20 protein-coding genes and 1 pseudogene are annotated in these 16217 nt (G+C 75.3%); 12 read left to right on the forward strand and 9 right to left on the reverse strand.

Translation table 11 applies throughout. From position 1 onward, the window contains the following. Nucleotides 1-320: 320 nt before the first annotated feature. Complete coding sequence (locus V7E46_RS16260; RefSeq protein WP_333769075.1) at nucleotides 321-959, reverse strand: ABATE domain-containing protein; 639 nt, start codon at nucleotides 957-959, stop codon at nucleotides 321-323. A 48-nt stretch (nucleotides 960-1007) separates the two neighbouring features. On the opposite strand from V7E46_RS16260, the gene V7E46_RS16265 reads away from it, so the two are divergent. Together V7E46_RS16265 and V7E46_RS16270 are read left to right on the forward strand one after the other, a co-directional pair. Continuing rightward, nucleotides 1008-1661: a pyridoxine/pyridoxamine 5'-phosphate oxidase gene (locus tag V7E46_RS16265; RefSeq protein ID WP_333769076.1), complete on the forward strand. Its 654-nt coding sequence runs from the start codon at nucleotides 1008-1010 to the stop codon at nucleotides 1659-1661. Continuing rightward, nucleotides 1652-2362: a maleylpyruvate isomerase family mycothiol-dependent enzyme gene (locus V7E46_RS16270; RefSeq protein WP_333769077.1), complete on the forward strand. Its 711-nt coding sequence runs from the start codon at nucleotides 1652-1654 to the stop codon at nucleotides 2360-2362. Before V7E46_RS16265 ends, V7E46_RS16270 begins: the two co-directional genes overlap by 10 nt. A gap of 75 nt (nucleotides 2363-2437) precedes the next feature. Here the strand turns inward: V7E46_RS16270 and V7E46_RS16275 are convergent, their stop codons facing one another. After that, the gene (locus V7E46_RS16275; protein ID WP_073496095.1) at nucleotides 2438-2677 is read right to left on the reverse strand and encodes a DUF397 domain-containing protein; all 240 of its coding nucleotides are present in this window, start codon (nucleotides 2675-2677) and stop codon (nucleotides 2438-2440) included. A 326-nt stretch (nucleotides 2678-3003) separates the two neighbouring features. Between V7E46_RS16275 and V7E46_RS16280 the strand changes: the two genes are divergently transcribed. The 6 genes from V7E46_RS16280 (at nucleotide 3004) to V7E46_RS16305 (ending at nucleotide 6417) form a co-directional block, all read left to right on the forward strand. Beyond that, nucleotides 3004-3486: an isochorismatase family protein gene (locus V7E46_RS16280; RefSeq protein ID WP_333769091.1), complete on the forward strand. Its 483-nt coding sequence runs from the start codon at nucleotides 3004-3006 to the stop codon at nucleotides 3484-3486. Nucleotides 3487-3513: 27 nt separating this feature from the next. Then, the gene (locus V7E46_RS16285) at nucleotides 3514-3735 is read left to right on the forward strand and encodes a hypothetical protein (RefSeq protein ID WP_333769078.1); all 222 of its coding nucleotides are present in this window, start codon (nucleotides 3514-3516) and stop codon (nucleotides 3733-3735) included. Nucleotides 3736-3833: 98 nt separating this feature from the next. Then, a complete protein-coding gene (locus V7E46_RS16290; RefSeq protein WP_333769079.1) occupies nucleotides 3834-4421 on the forward strand; it encodes a TetR/AcrR family transcriptional regulator in 588 nt (195 codons plus the stop codon). Between the two features lie 93 nt (nucleotides 4422-4514). Then, nucleotides 4515-5102, forward strand: a complete 588-nt coding sequence (locus V7E46_RS16295; protein ID WP_333769080.1) for a DUF4865 family protein — start codon at nucleotides 4515-4517, stop codon at nucleotides 5100-5102. Continuing rightward, entirely contained in the window at nucleotides 5102-5494 is a 393-nt protein-coding gene (locus V7E46_RS16300) for a carboxymuconolactone decarboxylase family protein (protein WP_333769092.1), read from the forward strand. The genes V7E46_RS16295 and V7E46_RS16300 overlap by 1 nt, the downstream gene beginning before the upstream one ends. Beyond that, nucleotides 5491-6417, forward strand: a complete 927-nt coding sequence (locus tag V7E46_RS16305) for a phosphotriesterase (RefSeq protein ID WP_333769081.1) — start codon at nucleotides 5491-5493, stop codon at nucleotides 6415-6417. The genes V7E46_RS16300 and V7E46_RS16305 overlap by 4 nt, the downstream gene beginning before the upstream one ends. 26 nt (nucleotides 6418-6443) lie before the next feature. Here V7E46_RS16305 and V7E46_RS16310 read toward each other — a convergent pair whose 3' ends face one another. The 3 genes from V7E46_RS16310 to V7E46_RS16320 form a co-directional block, all read right to left on the reverse strand. After that, nucleotides 6444-7238 (reverse strand): MBL fold metallo-hydrolase, encoded by a 795-nt coding sequence (locus V7E46_RS16310; RefSeq protein ID WP_333769082.1) that lies wholly within the window; start codon nucleotides 7236-7238, stop codon nucleotides 6444-6446. Between the two features lie 180 nt (nucleotides 7239-7418). Continuing rightward, entirely contained in the window at nucleotides 7419-8114 is a 696-nt protein-coding gene (locus tag V7E46_RS16315) for an alpha/beta fold hydrolase (protein ID WP_333769083.1), read from the reverse strand. A gap of 75 nt (nucleotides 8115-8189) precedes the next feature. Beyond that, on the reverse strand, nucleotides 8190-10457 hold the full coding sequence (locus tag V7E46_RS16320; RefSeq protein WP_333769084.1) for a serine/threonine-protein kinase: 2268 nt from the start codon (nucleotides 10455-10457) through the stop codon (nucleotides 8190-8192). Between the two features lie 479 nt (nucleotides 10458-10936). Between V7E46_RS16320 and dhaK the strand changes: the two genes are divergently transcribed. The 3 genes from dhaK (at nucleotide 10937) to V7E46_RS16335 (ending at nucleotide 13091) form a co-directional block, all read left to right on the forward strand. After that, nucleotides 10937-11929, forward strand: coding sequence for a dihydroxyacetone kinase subunit DhaK (dhaK, locus tag V7E46_RS16325; RefSeq protein WP_333769085.1), 993 nt, complete (start codon nucleotides 10937-10939; stop codon nucleotides 11927-11929). 98 nt (nucleotides 11930-12027) lie between these two features. Beyond that, the gene (dhaL, locus tag V7E46_RS16330) at nucleotides 12028-12690 is read left to right on the forward strand and encodes a dihydroxyacetone kinase subunit DhaL (RefSeq protein WP_333769086.1); all 663 of its coding nucleotides are present in this window, start codon (nucleotides 12028-12030) and stop codon (nucleotides 12688-12690) included. Beyond that, complete coding sequence (locus tag V7E46_RS16335; protein ID WP_333769087.1) at nucleotides 12687-13091, forward strand: PTS-dependent dihydroxyacetone kinase phosphotransferase subunit DhaM; 405 nt, start codon at nucleotides 12687-12689, stop codon at nucleotides 13089-13091. The genes dhaL and V7E46_RS16335 overlap by 4 nt, the downstream gene beginning before the upstream one ends. 22 nt (nucleotides 13092-13113) lie before the next feature. Here the strand turns inward: V7E46_RS16335 and V7E46_RS16340 are convergent, their stop codons facing one another. Both V7E46_RS16340 and V7E46_RS16345 read right to left on the reverse strand, forming a co-directional pair. Beyond that, on the reverse strand, nucleotides 13114-13377 hold the full coding sequence (locus tag V7E46_RS16340) for a hypothetical protein (protein WP_329181291.1): 264 nt from the start codon (nucleotides 13375-13377) through the stop codon (nucleotides 13114-13116). 171 nt (nucleotides 13378-13548) lie between these two features. Next, a complete protein-coding gene (locus V7E46_RS16345; protein WP_333769088.1) occupies nucleotides 13549-14058 on the reverse strand; it encodes an NUDIX hydrolase in 510 nt (169 codons plus the stop codon). 191 nt (nucleotides 14059-14249) lie between these two features. Here V7E46_RS16345 and V7E46_RS16350 point away from each other — a divergent pair, with 191 nt between their 5' ends. Continuing rightward, nucleotides 14250-15329 (forward strand): O-antigen ligase family protein, encoded by a 1080-nt coding sequence (locus V7E46_RS16350; RefSeq protein ID WP_333769089.1) that lies wholly within the window; start codon nucleotides 14250-14252, stop codon nucleotides 15327-15329. An 18-nt stretch (nucleotides 15330-15347) separates the two neighbouring features. Here the strand turns inward: V7E46_RS16350 and V7E46_RS16355 are convergent, their stop codons facing one another. Both V7E46_RS16355 and V7E46_RS16360 read right to left on the reverse strand, forming a co-directional pair. Continuing rightward, nucleotides 15348-15893, reverse strand: coding sequence for a hypothetical protein (locus V7E46_RS16355; protein WP_333769090.1), 546 nt, complete (start codon nucleotides 15891-15893; stop codon nucleotides 15348-15350). A 45-nt stretch (nucleotides 15894-15938) separates the two neighbouring features. Then, a pseudogene (locus V7E46_RS16360) lies at nucleotides 15939-16217 on the reverse strand (hypothetical protein); the annotation flags it as partial.

The raw sequence follows: 16217 nt of genomic DNA on the forward strand, positions 1-16217 counted from the left end.
CCCCTGGCGTCCGGACGGCGCATGCACGGCGTACGCCGTGCCGCGCGGACACCCGCCCACGGCCTCACAGCGTACGCCGTCCGGTGCGGTGTGTAAGCATGAACGGCCGCGCCGGTCGGCCACTGGCAGGGGACGCGACCGGCACGGCGCTGTGGGCGGCGGCCTGCGGGAGGCAGCCCGTGCGGCCGGCCACCGGGGGAGCCTGCCACGCCGTCCGCATTCCGGCCAGGGCGCACCGGTCACGCGCCACGACTGTTCCCCCGTGCGCCCCCGGATGCGCCCCTGTTACCGCGCGTATCGCGGACCGGCGGGAGCCGTACTCACGCCGGATCGGCGCTGTCGGCCGCGGCGGCGCGGTGCCTGGCGTGGTGGCGGGCGACCCGCGCGCGGTTTCCGCAGGAGGGCTTGCACCACTCCTGGCGGGCGTGCTCCTTGACGAAGTAGCGGACACAGCGCGGCGCGGGGCAGGCGCGCAGCCGGTCCCGGTCGGGGCTCGCGAGGAAGCCGATGGCGTGCCGGGCGAGCGCGGCGGCGACCAGGTCGGCGGCGGCGGGCGCGCCGGCGACCGTACGGGTCGCGGTGGCGGTGCCGTCCTGCGGCCAGTCCAGCCGCGGCGTGACCGGGACCAGGGCCGCGGCCGCGTTGAGCCGGTCCAGGGCCTGCCGGGCGGGCGGCAGCCGGTCGGCGTCGGCGGAGCTGGGCAGTCCCGGCAGGACAGCGCGGGCGAAGAGCGCGCGGACCGCGGTGCGCACCTCGACGGCCGCGGCGAGCGCGGCGTCGTCGGCGGTGAAGGTCGCGGCGGCGTACGGCCCGGCGGCCAGGTCGGCGCGCAGCGCGTCGGCGCGCGCGCGGACCCAGCGGGTCAGCCCCGCCGGGTCCGCCAGGTCGTCGGCGACCCCGCCGTGGCCGTCGTGCCGGACCGTCACGGCGAGATCCAGCGCGAGATGATCAGCGTGCATGAGCTAATGCTATCATCGCCGCACACCATTAATTCTGAGGGGGTGCCTGTGTCCGATCTCCGCGAACTGCTGCGCGGACTCGACGTGTTCTCGGGCGAACTGCCGGACTTCGACATCCACGCGCTGCCGGCCGACCCGCGGGAACTGTTCATCGACTGGCTGCTCGCCGCGGTCCGGACCGGGGTGCGCGAACCGCACGCCATGACCCTGTCCACGGTCGGCGCCGACGGCAACCCGTCCGCCCGGGTGCTCATCGTCAAGGACGTCTCCCCCGACGGCTGGCACTTCGCCGCCGACGCCGGCAGCCGCAAGGGCCGTGAGCTGACCGCCCGCCCCGCCGCGGCGCTCACCTTCTACTGGTCCGCGCTGGCCCGGCAGGTCCGGGTACGCGGCCAGGTCACGGCCGGCGAACCCGACACCGGTGCCGCGGACTTCCTGGCCCGCTCCCCCGGCGCCCGCGCCGAGGCGCTGCTGGGCCGGCAGAGCACCCCGCTGCCCGACCTGGCCACCCGGGACGCGGCCGTACGCGAGGCCGCCGGGCGTATCGGCGAGGACCCCGGCCTGGTCGCGCCCGGCTGGACGCTCTACACCCTGCGCCCGGACAGCGTGGAATTCTGGCAGGGCGACCGGGAGCGCCGGCACACCCGGGTCGACTACACCCGCACCGACGACGGATGGAAGCGGGGACTGCTGTGGCCGTGATCGGACAGGCGGAGCAGAAGGACGTCGATCTGCGGGCCGCGCTGACGGACGGTCACGCGAAGCTGCGCGGGCTGCTCGCCGGGCTCACCGAGGACGCGGTCCGGGCGCCGAGCGCGCTCCCGGGCTGGACCCGCGGCCATGTGCTCACCCATGTCGAGGGCGTCGCCCTCGCTCTGGCCCGGCAGGCGCGCTACGCGCTGCGCGGCCGGCTGATCGAGGTCTACGACGGCGGCAGGCCCGCGCGTGACGCGGCGATCGAGGCCGGGCACGGGCGCGGCGCGGCGCAGTTGGCGACGGCGGTCGGGGACGCGCTGGACGAGGCCGAGGCGTCCTGGGCCGGCGTCGGGCCGGACGACTGGCAGCGCCCGGTGACCTATCGCGACGGCACGGTGCGCACCGCGGGGCTGGCCTGGTGGCGGGAGCTGGAGATCCACACCGCGGACGCGCTGCTGGGCGCGGGTCCCGAGGACTGGCCGCCGCACCTGTGTACCCACCTGGTGGGCTTCCTGTCCGTACGGGTGCCGGAGGGGATCGCGCTGACGCTGACCGCGGTGGACGCGGACCTCTCCTGGCGGCTCGGCGACGGCGATCCGGTGGCCGCCGAGGGCAGGCTCACCGATCTGGCGGCATGGCTGGCCGGCCGGCTGCCGCGGCAGCCGCTGACCGGCGATCCGCTGCCGCGCCTGGGCAGTTGGCCGTAGAACCGGCCCGCCCGCGGGCGGAGTGCGGACTGCCGGGCGTACGGCCATGCCGCGCCGTACGCCCGGGGCCGACCGTCAGGTGAGGTCGAACTCGCCGTCCCGCGCGCCGAGAACGAAGGCACGCCATTCGGCGGGGGTGAAGATCAGCGCCGGGCCGTCGGGGTGGCGCCCGTCCCGCATCGCGATATAGCCCTCGACGAAGGCGATCTGCACATCCCCGCTGCCCTGGCTGCTGGACAGCCACTCCGCATCCGTCAGATCGAGTTGCGGCTTCTTCCCGCTGGCCAACGGCTGTCCTGTGGTGCTTTCCGCCACGTCCGCTCTCCTCCCGCGTTGTCCTTCCTGTCCAGCCTATCGGCCGCGGCGCACGCCGACACACGATGACGGAAGCCGCCCGCCGCAGGCCCGGACATGATCACCCGGGGCCGGTCCGGGTGTCCGCTCGCGAGCGGGCCTGCACCCTTGTGAACACCCGGCGGACGGCCTGATCCTGCGGGTAGGGTCCGTTCATGACCGCACATGATCACGCACAGGGAGCCGGGCCTGTCGCGGGTCCGTACGCCGGATCCGCCGCGGACGCCAGACCCGCCCGCGAGTCCCCGCTCGCCCCCGGCCTCGATCCGTCGCGCACCGCGCTGGTGATGATCGACCTCATGGACCGCATCGTGGCCTTACCCCTCGCGCCGCTGCCCGGGCCCGCGGTGCTCGCCGCCGCCCTGGAGCTGGCCGCCGTCTTCCGCAAGGCGGGCGCCCCCGTGGTGGCCGTCCGCGCGCAGCGCCCCGGGCCCGCCGAGCAGCCGGCCGGCAGCGGCCTGGCCGAGGGAGTGGCGCTTGACGGCGACCTGGTCGTCGTCAAGCGGAGCATCGGCGCCTTCCACGGCACGGACCTGCACGAGCGGCTGGGCGCGCTCGGCGTCGACACCCTCGTGATGGCCGGCGTCGCCACCAACCTGGGCGTGGAGTCGACCGCCCGGGCCGCCGCCGACTTCGGCTACCGGCTGGTCTTCGCCGAGGACGCCATGTCGGGCCTGACCGCGGCGGAGCACCGGGCCGCGGTCTCCTTGGACTTCCCGCGGTTCGGGACCGTGGTGACCGCGGCGGAGGTCGAGTTCGCCGCCGTGTGAGGCCCGGGCAAGGCCGGCAGGGCCACGGTGAAGATCGCGAACGGCAAGGTCTACATCAACGGCAGGCCCGCCCCCGAGGGCAGCGTGCAGACCGGCGACAGGTGCCCGGCGCTGCCTCCGCTGCCGCCCAAGGGCGGCAAGGGCGGTAAGGGCGCCGCGGGCGGGGTGATCGTCCGGAACGACATGAGCGGCCCGGTCACCGAAGGCGCCGGCGAGCCGGGCCCGTCGGCCTCCGCCGTGCTCGGCTGACGCGGGGCGCGGCCTTGAGGGGCCCGCGCACGCCACGGGGGCGCGGGCCGCTCCGACCCCGCTGGTTTCTGTACCTACTAGTATGTACAGTGGCGCCCATGGAGACGTCGGAACGGTTGATCGAGAGCGCCAGGGAACTGCTCTGGGAGCGCGGCTACGTCGGGACCAGCCCCAAGGCCATCCAGGAGCGGGCGGGCGCCGGCCAGGGCAGCATGTATCACCACTTCCGCGGCAAGCCGGACCTCGCGGTGGCCGCGATGCGCCGCAGCGCCGCCGAGCTGCGGGCCCAGGCCGAGGGCCAGTTGGCCACCGGCCGTACGGCGCTGGAGAGGGCCACCGCCTATCTGCTGCGGGAGCGCGACGCGCTGCGCGGCTGCCGGGTCGGGCGGATGGCGATGGACCCCGACGTCATCGCCAGCGCGCAGCTGCGGGAGCCGGTGCGCGAGACCTTCGACTGGCTGACCGGCCACCTCGCGGCGGTCATCGCCGACGGTGTCGAGACCGGTGAACTGCGCCCGGGCACCGACCCGGACGACACCGCCGCCATGATCGTCGCCGTCGTCCAGGGCGGTTACGTACTGGCCCGCGCCGCCGACTCGCAGGAGCCGTTCGACCGGGCGGTGCGCGGCGCGGTCGCCCTGCTCGCCGCGCGGGCCGTGACCGCACCCCCGGTGCCGGACGCCTGACGCGTCACGCACGACACCTGGCGCCCGGCCGCCCTCGACGCCGCCGGCCTCCCGGCCGCACACCCGTCACCTTCCCGTGGGGAGCACACACCCGTGCACGCGATGAACTACCGAATCACCCTGCCCGCCGACTACGACATGAAGATCATCCGCCACCGGGTGGCCACCAGGGGCCATCTGCTGGACGGCTTCCCGGGACTCGGCCAGAAGGCGTATCTGGTCAGGGAAAGGGGCGTGGACGGCTCGCCGGTCAACCAGTACGCGCCGTTCTATCTGTGGAACACCGCGGAGGGCATGAACAGCTTCCTGTGGGGACCCGGCTTCCAGGGTGTCGTGGACGACTTCGGGCGCCCGGCCGTGGAGCACTGGACCGGGCTCGGCTTCGTGCGCGGCCCGGCTTTCGCCGCCGCGCCGCGGGCGGCGGCCCGCCGCTCCCGGCAGGTCTCCCCGGGCGAGAACCCGGCCGCGGTGATCGACCGCGCCCTGGCGGAGCTGGCGGCGGCCGGCGAACGGCCGGGAGTGCACTCCGCTGCGCTGCTGATCGACCCGAGGCACTGGGAGTTGCTGCACTTCACCCTGTGGCAGGACGCGGCGCCCGAGGCGCCGGGCGAGGAGCGGCACGAGGTGCTGCACCTGTCCAAGCCGGGGCTCGGCGAGATCAGGACGGGACGGCAGTGGTGATGCGCAAGGCGGTGATCGACCGCGGGGCGGGCTACCGGCTGATGGGCGAACTCGCCGGCCCCGAGACCGTCGAGGGCACCCTCGCCGGTCTGGACGCCCTGGCGCCCGGCTTCCCCGACTGGATCGTCACCAGCCTCTTCGGGGGCACGTACCAGCGGGAGGGGCTGGAGCTGCGGGACCGGCAGATCGCCACGCTGGCCGCGCTCACCGCGCTCGGCGGGGTGGAGCCGCAGCTGGACGACCATGTGCGCAACAGCCTGCGGATCGGCGTCGAAGCACGCGAGATCATCGAGGTGATGGTGCATCTGGCGCCCTACGTCGGGGTGCCCAGGGCGCTGGCCGGGCTGCGGGTCGCGGCCGCGGTGCTCCGCGGGAAGGAGGAGCCGGCGTGAACGCGGTCCGTACGGTCCTGGGCGACATCGAACCCGCCGGGCTCGGCGTGTGCGACGCCCATGACCACCTCTTCCTGCGCAGCCCCGCGCTCCCGGGCCCGGCGCTGGACGACCCGGCGGCGGCGCTGGCCCGGCTCACCGGCTTCCGCGCGCTGGGCGGCGAGGCGCTGGCGCAGTGGACGCCGTTCGGTATGGGGCGGATGACCGGGGAGGCCGTCGCCGCCTCACGTGCCACGGGGGTGCACGTGATCGCCGCGACCGGACTCCACCAGGAGGTGCACTACGGCCCCGGGGTGCTGCGGCGGCTGCGCCGCGGCGACGGCCTGGCGGCCTTCTTCGTCGCCGAGCTGGCCGAGGGGATGATCGCCGGTGACGATCCGGACGGTGCGCGGAGCACGGTCAGAGCCGGGATGATCAAGGTCGCCGGGATGTTCCACGCCCTGGACGACCACACCCGGTGGGTCATGACGGCGGCGGCGCAGGCGCACCACGCCACCGGGGCACCGATCGGCGTCCACCACGAGATGGGCACGGCGGCCGTGGACGTACTGGGGCTGCTGCACGGGGAGCTGGGGGTGCCCGCGCGCAGCCTGCTGCTCGGCCACCTCAACCGCTTCCCCGACCCCGGGGTGCACCGCGAACTGGCCGCCGCCGGAGCCTACCTCGCCTTCGACGGGCCGAGCCGGGCCCATCACGCCACCGACCCGTGGCTGGTCGACAGCCTGGTCGCGCTCGCCGCCGCCGGGCGCACCGAGCAGCTCCTGCTGGGCGCCGACACGACGTCTTCGGGCGCGGGTCCCGGCGCCGCGTATCTGCTGGGCACGCTGCGCCCCCGGCTGGTCCGCGAGCTGGGCCGGGAAGCGGCCGAGACCGTCTTCCGCGCCAACCCGGCCCGGGCCTTCGCCGCGCCCTGGCCTGCGTAGGGCCTGCCGGCCGGGCGCGGCGCGGCTCAGCCCAGGCCGATGCGGTCGCCCGGCTTCAGCAGGTGGAGCTTGGCCGAAAGGCCTGCCGCGTCGAAGGCCCGCACCAGGGTGTCGCCGTCCTGGGTGAAGTGGGCCCAGTGCTCGAAGTGCACCGGGACGACCTCGGGGGTGCCCAGGATCTCCGTCGCCTGCGCGGCCCAGTCGCTGGGCAGCGTGAGGTTGACGCCGGGCATCGCCGGGGCCTGGGCACCCCCGGCGAAGAGCACCGCGATGTCGAAGGCGCCGAACCGTTCGGCGATCGCCCTGACCGCGTCCAGCGAGACGTTGTCACCGCTCACGTAGACCGTCGGCAGGGCGTCGCCCGACAGGACGAACCCGGTGACCTCCCCGACCAGGGCCTCGGTGCCCTCGGGGCCGTGCTTGGCGGGTACTCCGGTGATCCGCAGCGTCCCGCCGTCCGGCCGCGGCAGTTCGACGTGCTCCCAGTTCGCCAGGCTCCGCGTGGCGCCGCCGAGCCGTTCGCGCGCCGAGGCGGTGGACAGCACGAGCGGGACGCCCGCGAGGTGGGCGCGGCCCGCGTCGTCCAGGTTGTCCGGGTGCTGGTCGTGGGAGAGCAGTACGGCGGCGACCGGCCCGACGTCGGCCGGGCCGATCGCCGGCCCCGCCGTCTTGACCAGCGTGCCGCCCGGGGTCGGGTAGTCGCCGGGGGCGTCGAAGGTCGGGTCGGTGAGGAGCCGCACCCCGCCGATCTCCAGGACCGCGGTGGGACCGCCCAGGTAGTGCACGGTCAGGCGCCGGGATTCGGGCAGCTCAGAGGTCATGTGTGTCTCTCCGTGTCATGGCGCGGCGGGCCGGGAGGTCCGCCGCGACGGCCGATACGGGCACTCTGCCGCCATCCGGGCCTGATCCGTGAGAGCGGCCGGCGCCAGCGACCGGCGGGTTCCCGCCACGTGCGCCGCTGCCCCCCGGTCCCGGGCCGCGGGGATCCCCCGGTCCCGGCGCTACGCCCGCAGGAAGGCGCGGACCGCGGAGATGAAGTCCGCCGGGCGCGTGTCGTGGATCATGTGGCCCGCCTCGATCGTGATGAGCCGCGCGCCGGGAATGCGGGCGGCGACCTGTGCGAGCTGGTCCTGGCGCAGGTGGCTTTCCTGGCCGCCCGCGATGACGAGGGTCGGCGCGGTGATCTCCGCAAGGCCGTCCCAGTGCCGTGCGGCGGGCGCGTTGCGCTGCCGGGCCACCGCGGCGAGGACCCGCCAGTCGTACGGGACCGGTTCGGGGCCGGGTCCTTCGGGGACGGTGCGCGGCGGGTCGGCGGGGAAGGGCAGCGGCCCCTCCTCCAGGACGAGCCGGTGCACGGCGGCCGGCCGGTCCATCGCGACCAGCGACGCGACGACCGTACCGAGCGAGTGGGCGACGAGGGTGACCTGCCCGATGGCGAGTGCGTCGAGCAGCGCCAGGACGTCGTCCCGCATCGCCTCGAAGGCGTAGTCGCCCGGGTGGCCGCTGTCGCCGTGGCCGCGCAGGTCGGGGGCGAGGGTGCGCCATCCGTCGGCGGCCAGCGCCGCGGCGACCGCCGACCAGGAGCCGCGGTCCTCGCCGAGCGCGTGCAGGAGCAGCAGTGGCGGGCCGTCGGCGGGGCCCGCCGTCCCGCAGGCCAGCCGTACCCCGTTGACCTGGTGATTCCGCACATCGCTCATGGCTGCGACGGTAGTGCGCGACCGGCGCCGCGGGCCAGGCTGTTCGCGGTCGGCCGATCCGTCACAGCCGATCCGTCACAGCTGCTGCGGGGCGTTCTGCTGCTGGGCCGCGACGCGGTCGTAGAGGATCTGCGCCTCCGCGCCGCGGCCGAGCTGTTCCAGGCACTGGGCCTCGTCGTTGCGGCTGGTGAGGGTGTCGGGGTGGGCGGGGCCGAGGACCTGTTCGCGGGCGTCGGCGACCTCGTGGTAGAGGGCGAGCGCCCCGGCCCAGCGGCCGAGCCAGCCCAGGCCGACGGCGATCTCCCGCTTGCTGACCAGGGTGTCGGGGTGGACGTGGCCGAGGACGCGCTCGCGGACCGCGGCCACATCGCGGGCCTCGGCAAGCGCCCGCTCCCAGTGGCCGAGCCGCCCGAGGTTGACGCCGAGCGCGTGCCGGGCACGCAGCGTCTCCGCGTCGGAGGAGCCCGCCGTCCTGGTCCTGGCCTCGACGAGCGCCTCGTAGAGCGCCAGCGCCTCCGTGCTGCGGCCGAGCCTGCCCAGGCAGATGCCGCACTCGTAGTGCACGGCGAGCGTGTCGGGGTGGTCGGCGCCGAGCACCCGGGTCCTGATCGCGGCCACGTCCCGGTAGACGTCGAGCGCCTCGGCCCAGCGGCGGGAGGTGCCGAGCAGGTGGCCGACCTCGAAGCGGGTCACGAGGGTCTGCGGATTTTCCGCGCCGAGCACCCGGGTACGTGCGGCGGCGACCTCCTCGGCCATGGTGCGCGCCTCGGCGGTGCGGCCGAGCCGCCCGAGGTTGAAGGCGAGGTTGTGCTTGCACTGGAGGGCGTCGGGGTCGTCGGGGCCCGCGGTGCGGATCCGGGCGGCCAGCACTTCCGCGTATTCCTGGTGCGCCTCCAGGTGGCGGCCGAGCACGCCGAGCGCGTAGGCGGCCTCGTGCCGGGCGGCCAGCGTGTCGGGGTGGTCGGGGCCGAGCACCCGGGCGCGGGTCTCGCCGACGTAGGCGTAGAGCTGCAATGCCTCGTCCGTACGGCCGAGGCCGGTGAGGCAGTAGGCGGCCTCGTAGCGGCTGGCGAGGGTGTCGGGGTGCTCGGTTCCCTGGGCGTGGTCGCGGGCGGCGGCTACCGCGGTGTGCAGGTCGTAGGCCTGGCGCCAGTTCCCGACCCGGGCCAGGTCGATGCCTTCCGCGTGCCGGTCGGCCAGTTCGGTGAGCACGCCGGGCGGCGGCGCGGCCTGCAGGCCGCGGGTGGACCAGGCGCCGGTCAGTTCGTGGCGGGGCGCGCTCACCGTGTGCCGGGGCCGGGTGGACGCGGCGGCCGTCCCGGTGGTCAGCCGGCGCGCCCAGCCGGGCAGCTCGGCGGGCGGCGCGGTCCGGTCGGCGGTCCTGCCGTGCGGGCCCCGGGGGTCCGTGCCCGGGACGAGGTGCACACTGCCCGTACCGGCCCGCAGCGCCTTGAGCCGGCCGCCGACGTCGGCGGCGTCCTGCGGGCGGTCGTCGGGGGCCTTGGCGAGCAGGTCGAGGATGAGATGTTCGAGTTCCACCGGCAGCTCGGGCCGCCGGTCGCGCGGCGGCCCGGGCACATTGTCGCGGTGGCCGACCAGGATCGCCCAGGTGTCGCCGAGGTCGAACGGCGGTGCGCCGGTGGCGAGTTCGTAGAGCACGCAGCCCAGCGAGTACAGGTCGCTGCGGTGGTCGACCTCGCCCGACGCGCCGATCTGCTCGGGCGACATGTAGTGCGGGGTGCCCATGGCCACGCCGGTGCCGGTCAGCCGGGAGGTGAAGCCGATGTCGTGGCCGAGCCGGGCGATGCCGAAGTCGCAGATCTTCACCGCGCCGTCGCTGAGCCGGACGATGTTGGCCGGTTTCAGGTCCCGGTGGACGATGCCCTGCGTATGGGTGTAGGCGAGGGCGTCGGCGACCTGCTCCGCGATGTCGATGATGTCGGGGACGGGCAGCGGGTGCCGGCGGGCGTCGTCGAGCACCTGGAGCAGATTGCGGCCGTCGAGCAGTTCCATCACCAGGTAGAGCACCCCGTCGTGCTCACCGAAGTCGTGCACGACGGTGATCCCGCGGTGCTGCAGCGCCGCGGCGACCCTGGCCTCGCGGCGGAAGCGCTCCTGGAGGATGCGGGTGAAACCGGCGTCCCTGGCCTGGCCGACGGGCTTGAGGCACTTCACCGCGACCCTGCGGCCCAGCGACTCGTCGAGCGCGCGCCAGACCTCGCCCATGCCGCCGCGGCCGATCAGCTCGTGCAGCCGGTAGCGCCCCTGGACGAGGGTGCTGTGCTGCTCCGCCGCTTCACCGCCGCCTTGTTCTTGGTGGTTCCCGTGATGTCCCGCCGCCATCGCGTGCCGCCCCCGTGGTCATCGGTGCTTCCCCGTACCCAGTATGGCCGCGCGGGGCGGCGGGCGGCACCTCGCATCAGGGCATAACACCTCAGGGTGCACCGGCGGCCCGCCCGCGCGGCCGGTGCGGGTGCCCGGAGCCGCTCGTGCGCCCGGCGCGGCGGCGGGGGCGGCCGGGCTCCCGCAGGAATTCGAAATCCTGCGCGGCTGTGCGGACCGCCCGCCGGTGCCGCGCCCGGTGGGGCAGGGCCCGGAGGCCGGCCGCGCGCACCGCGCGGCCGGCGCGCAAGTGCCAGGTCACCGCGCGGGGCCGGACGGCCCGGGCCGTGCCGGGCCCGGCGACCGGCTCCGCCGGTGCGCGGGCCGGACAGGTACTCGGGACCCCGCATCAGGATGCGGACGGCACTCGCCCGTGGTGCCCGCAGGGCGGCGGAAACGTAGGCTGGAGATCTCCATGGGGCGTGCGGACGGAGTAGCCGATGAAGATGCTGATCAACGTCGCCGAGAACGTGGTCGCCGATGCGCTGCGCGGTTTCGCCGCCGCTCATCCCGAGCTGACCGTCGATGTCGAGCACCGGCTGATAGTGCGGCGCGGCTCGCCGTACGAGGGGAAGGTGGGGCTGGTCTCCGGCGGCGGGTCGGGGCACGAGCCGCTGCACGGCGGATTCGTCGGCAAGGGCATGCTGGACGCGGCCTGTCCCGGCGAGGTGTTCACCTCTCCGGTGCCCGACCAGATGGTACGGGCGGCGGCGGCCGTCGACAGCGGCGCCGGGGTGCTCTTCATCGTGAAGAACTACACCGGTGACGTGCTGAACTTCCAGATGGCCGCCGAACTGGCCGAGGACGAGGGCGTGCAGGCCGTCAGCGTCCTGGTGGACGACGACGTGGCCGTGACCGACAGCCTCTACACCGCGGGGCGGCGCGGCACCGGCGCCACGCTCTTCGTCGAGAAGATCGCCGGCGCCGCAGCGGAGGAGGGCGCGCCGCTCGACCGGGTGGCGGCGCTGGCCCGGCGGGTCAATGCCGCGTCCCGCAGCTTCGGTGTGGCGCTCAGCGCGTGCAGCACCCCGTCCAAGGGCGGCCCGACCTTCGACCTGCCGGACGGTGAGCTGGAACTGGGTGTCGGCATCCACGGCGAACCGGGTCGGGAGCGGCGGGCCATGATGACGTCGGGCGAGATAGCCGACGTCACCGTCGAAGCGGTGGTGTCCGACCTCAACCCGGACGGGCCGGTGCTCGTCCTGGTCAACGGTATGGGCGCGACCCCGCTGCTCGAACTCTACGGTTTCAACGCCGAGGTGCAGCGCGCGCTGGCCGAACGCCGAATACCGGTGGCCCGCACCCTGGTCGGCAACTATGTGACGTCGCTGGACATGGCGGGCGCCTCGGTGACGATCTGCCAGGTCGACGAGGAGCTGCTGCGGCTGTGGGACGCCCCGGTCGCCACGCCAGGCCTGCGCTGGGGCTGCTGACTTCGCGCCACCACGGGCGCGCCCGCCGGCTCCGCGACCGGGCCGGCAGCGTGGCCGCACGTATCCCGTACCACCGGCGAAAGGACCTCGCGACCGCGATGAACGCAACCCCCGACCCCGAGACCCCGGTCGACGCGGCCTTCCTGCGCCGCTGGCTGGAAGCGGCCACGAACGCCGTGGACCGCGAGTCCGCCCGGCTGACGGAGCTGGACTCCCCGATCGGCGACGCCGACCACGGGTCGAACATACGGCGCGGCTTCCTGGCCGCACGGACCGCCGTCGGGCAGGAGCCCCCGGAAACCCCCGGCGGTGTGCTGGTGCTGGTCGGACGGACGCTGATCAGTACGGTCGGCGGCGCGTCGGGGCCGCTGTACGGCACGCTGCTGCGGCGGGCGGGCAAGGACCTCGGCGAGGAGCCGGCGGTGTCGGCGGCCCGGCTGCGGGACGCGCTGCGCGCCGGGGTCGACGGGGTGGCCGCGCTCGGCGGAGCCGTACCGGGCGACAAGACCATGCTGGACTCGCTGCTGCCGGCCCTCGACGCGCTGACCGGCGCGCTGGACGCGGGCGGCAGCGCGGCGGAGGCCTTCGCCGCCGCGGCGGCCGCAGCCGACGAGGGCGCGGCGGCGACCATCCCGCTGCGGGCCAGGAAGGGCCGGGCGAGTTATCTGGGCGAGCGCAGCGTCGGCCACCAGGACCCGGGGGCCACGTCCTCGGCGCTGCTGGTCACCGCCCTGGCCGACACCGCGCGGGAGGGCTCATGACCACCCCGCTGGTGGGCGTCGTACTGGTCTCGCACAGCGCCCAGGTGGCCGCCGCCGTCGCGGACCTCGCGACCGGGCTCACCGGGGGCGGCAGCGACGTCCCCGTGGCCCCGGCGGGCGGCGCCCCGGACGGCGGACTCGGCACCAGCTCTGACCTGATCGCCGCCGCGGCCCGTTCGGTGGACCGCGGCGCGGGCGTGGCGGTCCTGGCCGACCTGGGCAGCGCCGTCCTCACCGTCAAGGCGCTGCTCGCGGACGACGAACTCCCCGCCGGGGCACGGCTGGTGGACGCCCCCTTCCTCGAAGGCGCGGTCGCCGCGGTGGTCACCGCCTCGACCGGGGCCGACCTGGAGGCGGTCGCCGCGGCGGCGGCGGACGCGTACACCTACCGCAAGGCCTGACCGGGCGTCACCGGTGTGCCGGTCAGCGCCCGTAGACCAGCAGGGTGCGGACCATGCGGCAGGTGGTGTCGGACGGCTCGTGGACGCCGATCCGCTCGGCGGTGTCGCGGATCCGCCGGTTGCCGGCCTGGCCGGGCTCGTAGACGCCGGCGTCCAGCAGGGCGATCACCAGGCGCATGGTCTTCAGCCGCCGGTTGTGCGCGACATACCAGGCACGCGGGCGGCCTGCGGGCAGTGGTTTCCTGGGTAGTGGGCTCTTCAGCGGGGACAGTACGGCAACAGCCATCGGCATCCTCCTGCGGCGTCGGCCGACTCTCTCGAACACTGTCCATTTTACCGCCGGGCACTGACAAAGTCCGCTGGCCAGAGCACATCTGACGAATACTTGTACGAGCCGCCGCCCGGGCGCCCGTCCCGCCGCGGCGAGGTGTCGGCGGCCCGGGAGGGCGGAACCGGCTCAGGGCGCCCGGTAGCCGCGGTCGGCGAGGCCCGGTGCGGGCGCGGGGGCGAACCAGGCGGGGTCGTCGCGCAGCGCCAGCTCGATCCGGCCCCGGGCGATCGGGCCGAGCGGCGGCAGCTCGTCCGGGGCGAACCAGCGCACATCGAGCGACTCGTCGTCGTTGACCCGCGCCTCGCCGCCGACCGCGCGGCAGCGCAGCACGATGTCGACGTACTGCGCCCGGTCGCCGTTGCCGTAGACCACGGGTTCGTTGGTGAAGACGCTCAGCACCCGCTCCACGATCGCTGCGACGCCGGTCTCCTCCTCGATCTCGCGCACGGCCGCCTCCGCAGGCTGCTCACCGGGGTCGGGGATACCGCTGATCAGCGCCCACTTCCCGGTGTCGGCCCGGCGGTTCAGCAGGACCCGGCCGCGGTCGTCGAACACCACCATCACCACGCCCGGCAGGAACAGCAGCGTGTCGCCCGCCTTGGCGCGGATGTCCAGGATGAATTGCGGAGTCGCCATGGCCAGAGCCTACGAGAAGCCGGGTGAACGCCACATCCGCACCAGGTTTCCCAACGGCGACAACGTTGTTGCACGACTGTCCACAGCGGCTCCATCAGCGGTTACCGTGGCCCGACAGGAAGCGCCCACGCGGGGAACGCGGGTGTGACGCACCCCGTCGCTCCCGCGTGGCGTCAGGGGGTAACGGGGACATGGACACGACGGCCGGCGGGACGCCGGGCGCCACCCGTGCGGGCCGCGGTGACGGTCCGCCGCATGACCCCTGCACCGTCCGGCGGGACGGCGGCGGGGTCACCGACGCGGTCGGAATCGTGGTATTGGCCTGCTGCGCCGTCTGGGCGCTGGTCGCCGCCGCCGGGCGGCCGGCCCGCCCCGAGGGCGCCCTGCTCGCGCTGCTCGCCGTCGCAGCGGGTTACGCCCTCGGCCGCATCCTGGGCGCGCTGCTGCCCGTACTGGCGCCGACAGCCGCGGTGACGGCCGTCCTGGCCCTGGTGCTCGTACCGCCGACCCGGCTGTCGGCGCATCCGGACGCGCCGCCGCTCGGCTATCCGAACGCCGACGCCGCACTGCTCGTGCTGGCCGCGGGCGCCGCCTGCTGCGCCGCCTGGGCCGCCCGGGGCGGGGCGCGGCGGGTCGCCCTGCACGCGGTGGGCGCGGGCGCGGCCGTCACGGCGCTCGCGCTCGGCTCGGCGGCCGGCTTCGCGGCGGGCGCCGCGATCGTGCTGTGCTCGCTGGCCGCGGCCCGTGCACGACGCCGGCTGCCCGGCCTGGCCGGGCTCGCCCTGGCCGCGGCGCTCGTGGTCGGCGGCAGCTGCGCGGTGGCCGCCGACACGCTGCCGCCGGGCCTGTCGCAGTCCCTCACCGGCCAGCTCACCCAGCCCAGGGTCGAGCTGTGGCACCAGGCGGTGACCCTGGCGGCGCACCACCCGCTGCGCGGTGTCGGCCCCGAGCGGTTCGCCGACGAGGCCACCCCCTCGTCCGAGCTCGCCCCGGTCGCCGAGTCACCGCAGTCCGCGCCGCTCCAGCTCGCCGCCGAGCAGGGCATCCCCGGCGCCGCCCTGCTGGCGGCCGGCTTCTGCTGGCTGCTCACCGCCCTGTGGCGCTCCCCGCGCCCGACCCCGGTGGTGCTCACCGCCGCCGCCACGCTCACCGGCCTGGCGATGCTCGCCACCGTCGACCACGTCCTCAGCTACGCCGTGGTGACCGCGGGCGCGGGATTCCTGGCCGGCGTGGCGACGGCCCACCCCTTCAGCGCGGAGCCCCTCGGCTGACACCGGCGCCCGGGCGCTCTAGGAGCCGGCCAGCGTCCGGGACCGCAGCCGCAGCCAGTCGCCGATCGCCTGGACCGCGCCCTCGGGATCGTCCACCGTCACGGTGAACCGGTGACCGGCGCCGAGGTCGATGATGATGCCCGGCCCGCGCCGCACGATGACGGCCGTGCCCTTCTCCGGGCGCCAGCGGTAGCCCCAGCCGCCCCAGCTGCGCGGGCTGATCAGCGGCACCAGTGCGGCGCCGCTGACGTCGGCGAGCGGGATGCGGCGGCGCGGCAGCCCGATGTGGCCGCAGCGCACCTCGACGCAGTCCCGGTCGACCTGCACCTTTACATGCGTGAAGGCGACCGTGCCGAAGATGATCAGCAGTCCGACCGCGAGGCAGCCGACGACGGACATCACCAGCGGTACGAGGTCGGTGGCGGCGGGCTGGTCGACGGCGAGTTCGATGCCCAGCGCCAGGCAGGCCGCGCCCACCGTGGCGAGGACCCACTGCATGCGGTTGCTGGCGCGGCCCGTCCACACCTGGGGCGCGACGGACTCCGGGCGGGGAGCGTGCGTCATGGTCGAAGCGTACTCATTCGGCACGCAATGGGCAGCCCTGTGACGTCAGGCCGTGGCGGGTGTCACTGCCAGCGCGGCGCCCTCGGCGTACACCGACGCGACGCCGGGCAGCCCGGCGGCCCGGCCGCTGAGCAGCACTTCGAGCCCTCCCGTACCGGCGGACACGGCGTCCGCGGGGCCCGGCGCCGCACCGATCCTGCGCAGCGCCTGCGCGGCCACGGCGTCGGCGGAGCAGAAGAGCGGGGGGGGGGGGGGGGGCCCCCCCCCCCCCACGGCCGCGGCGCTGCTCGCGGGCTGCTCGTCGTCCTCCGACTCCTCGTCCTC

The organism is Streptomyces sp. IBSBF 2435, from assembly GCF_036815005.1.
Lineage (GTDB): Bacteria > Actinomycetota > Actinomycetes > Streptomycetales > Streptomycetaceae > Actinacidiphila.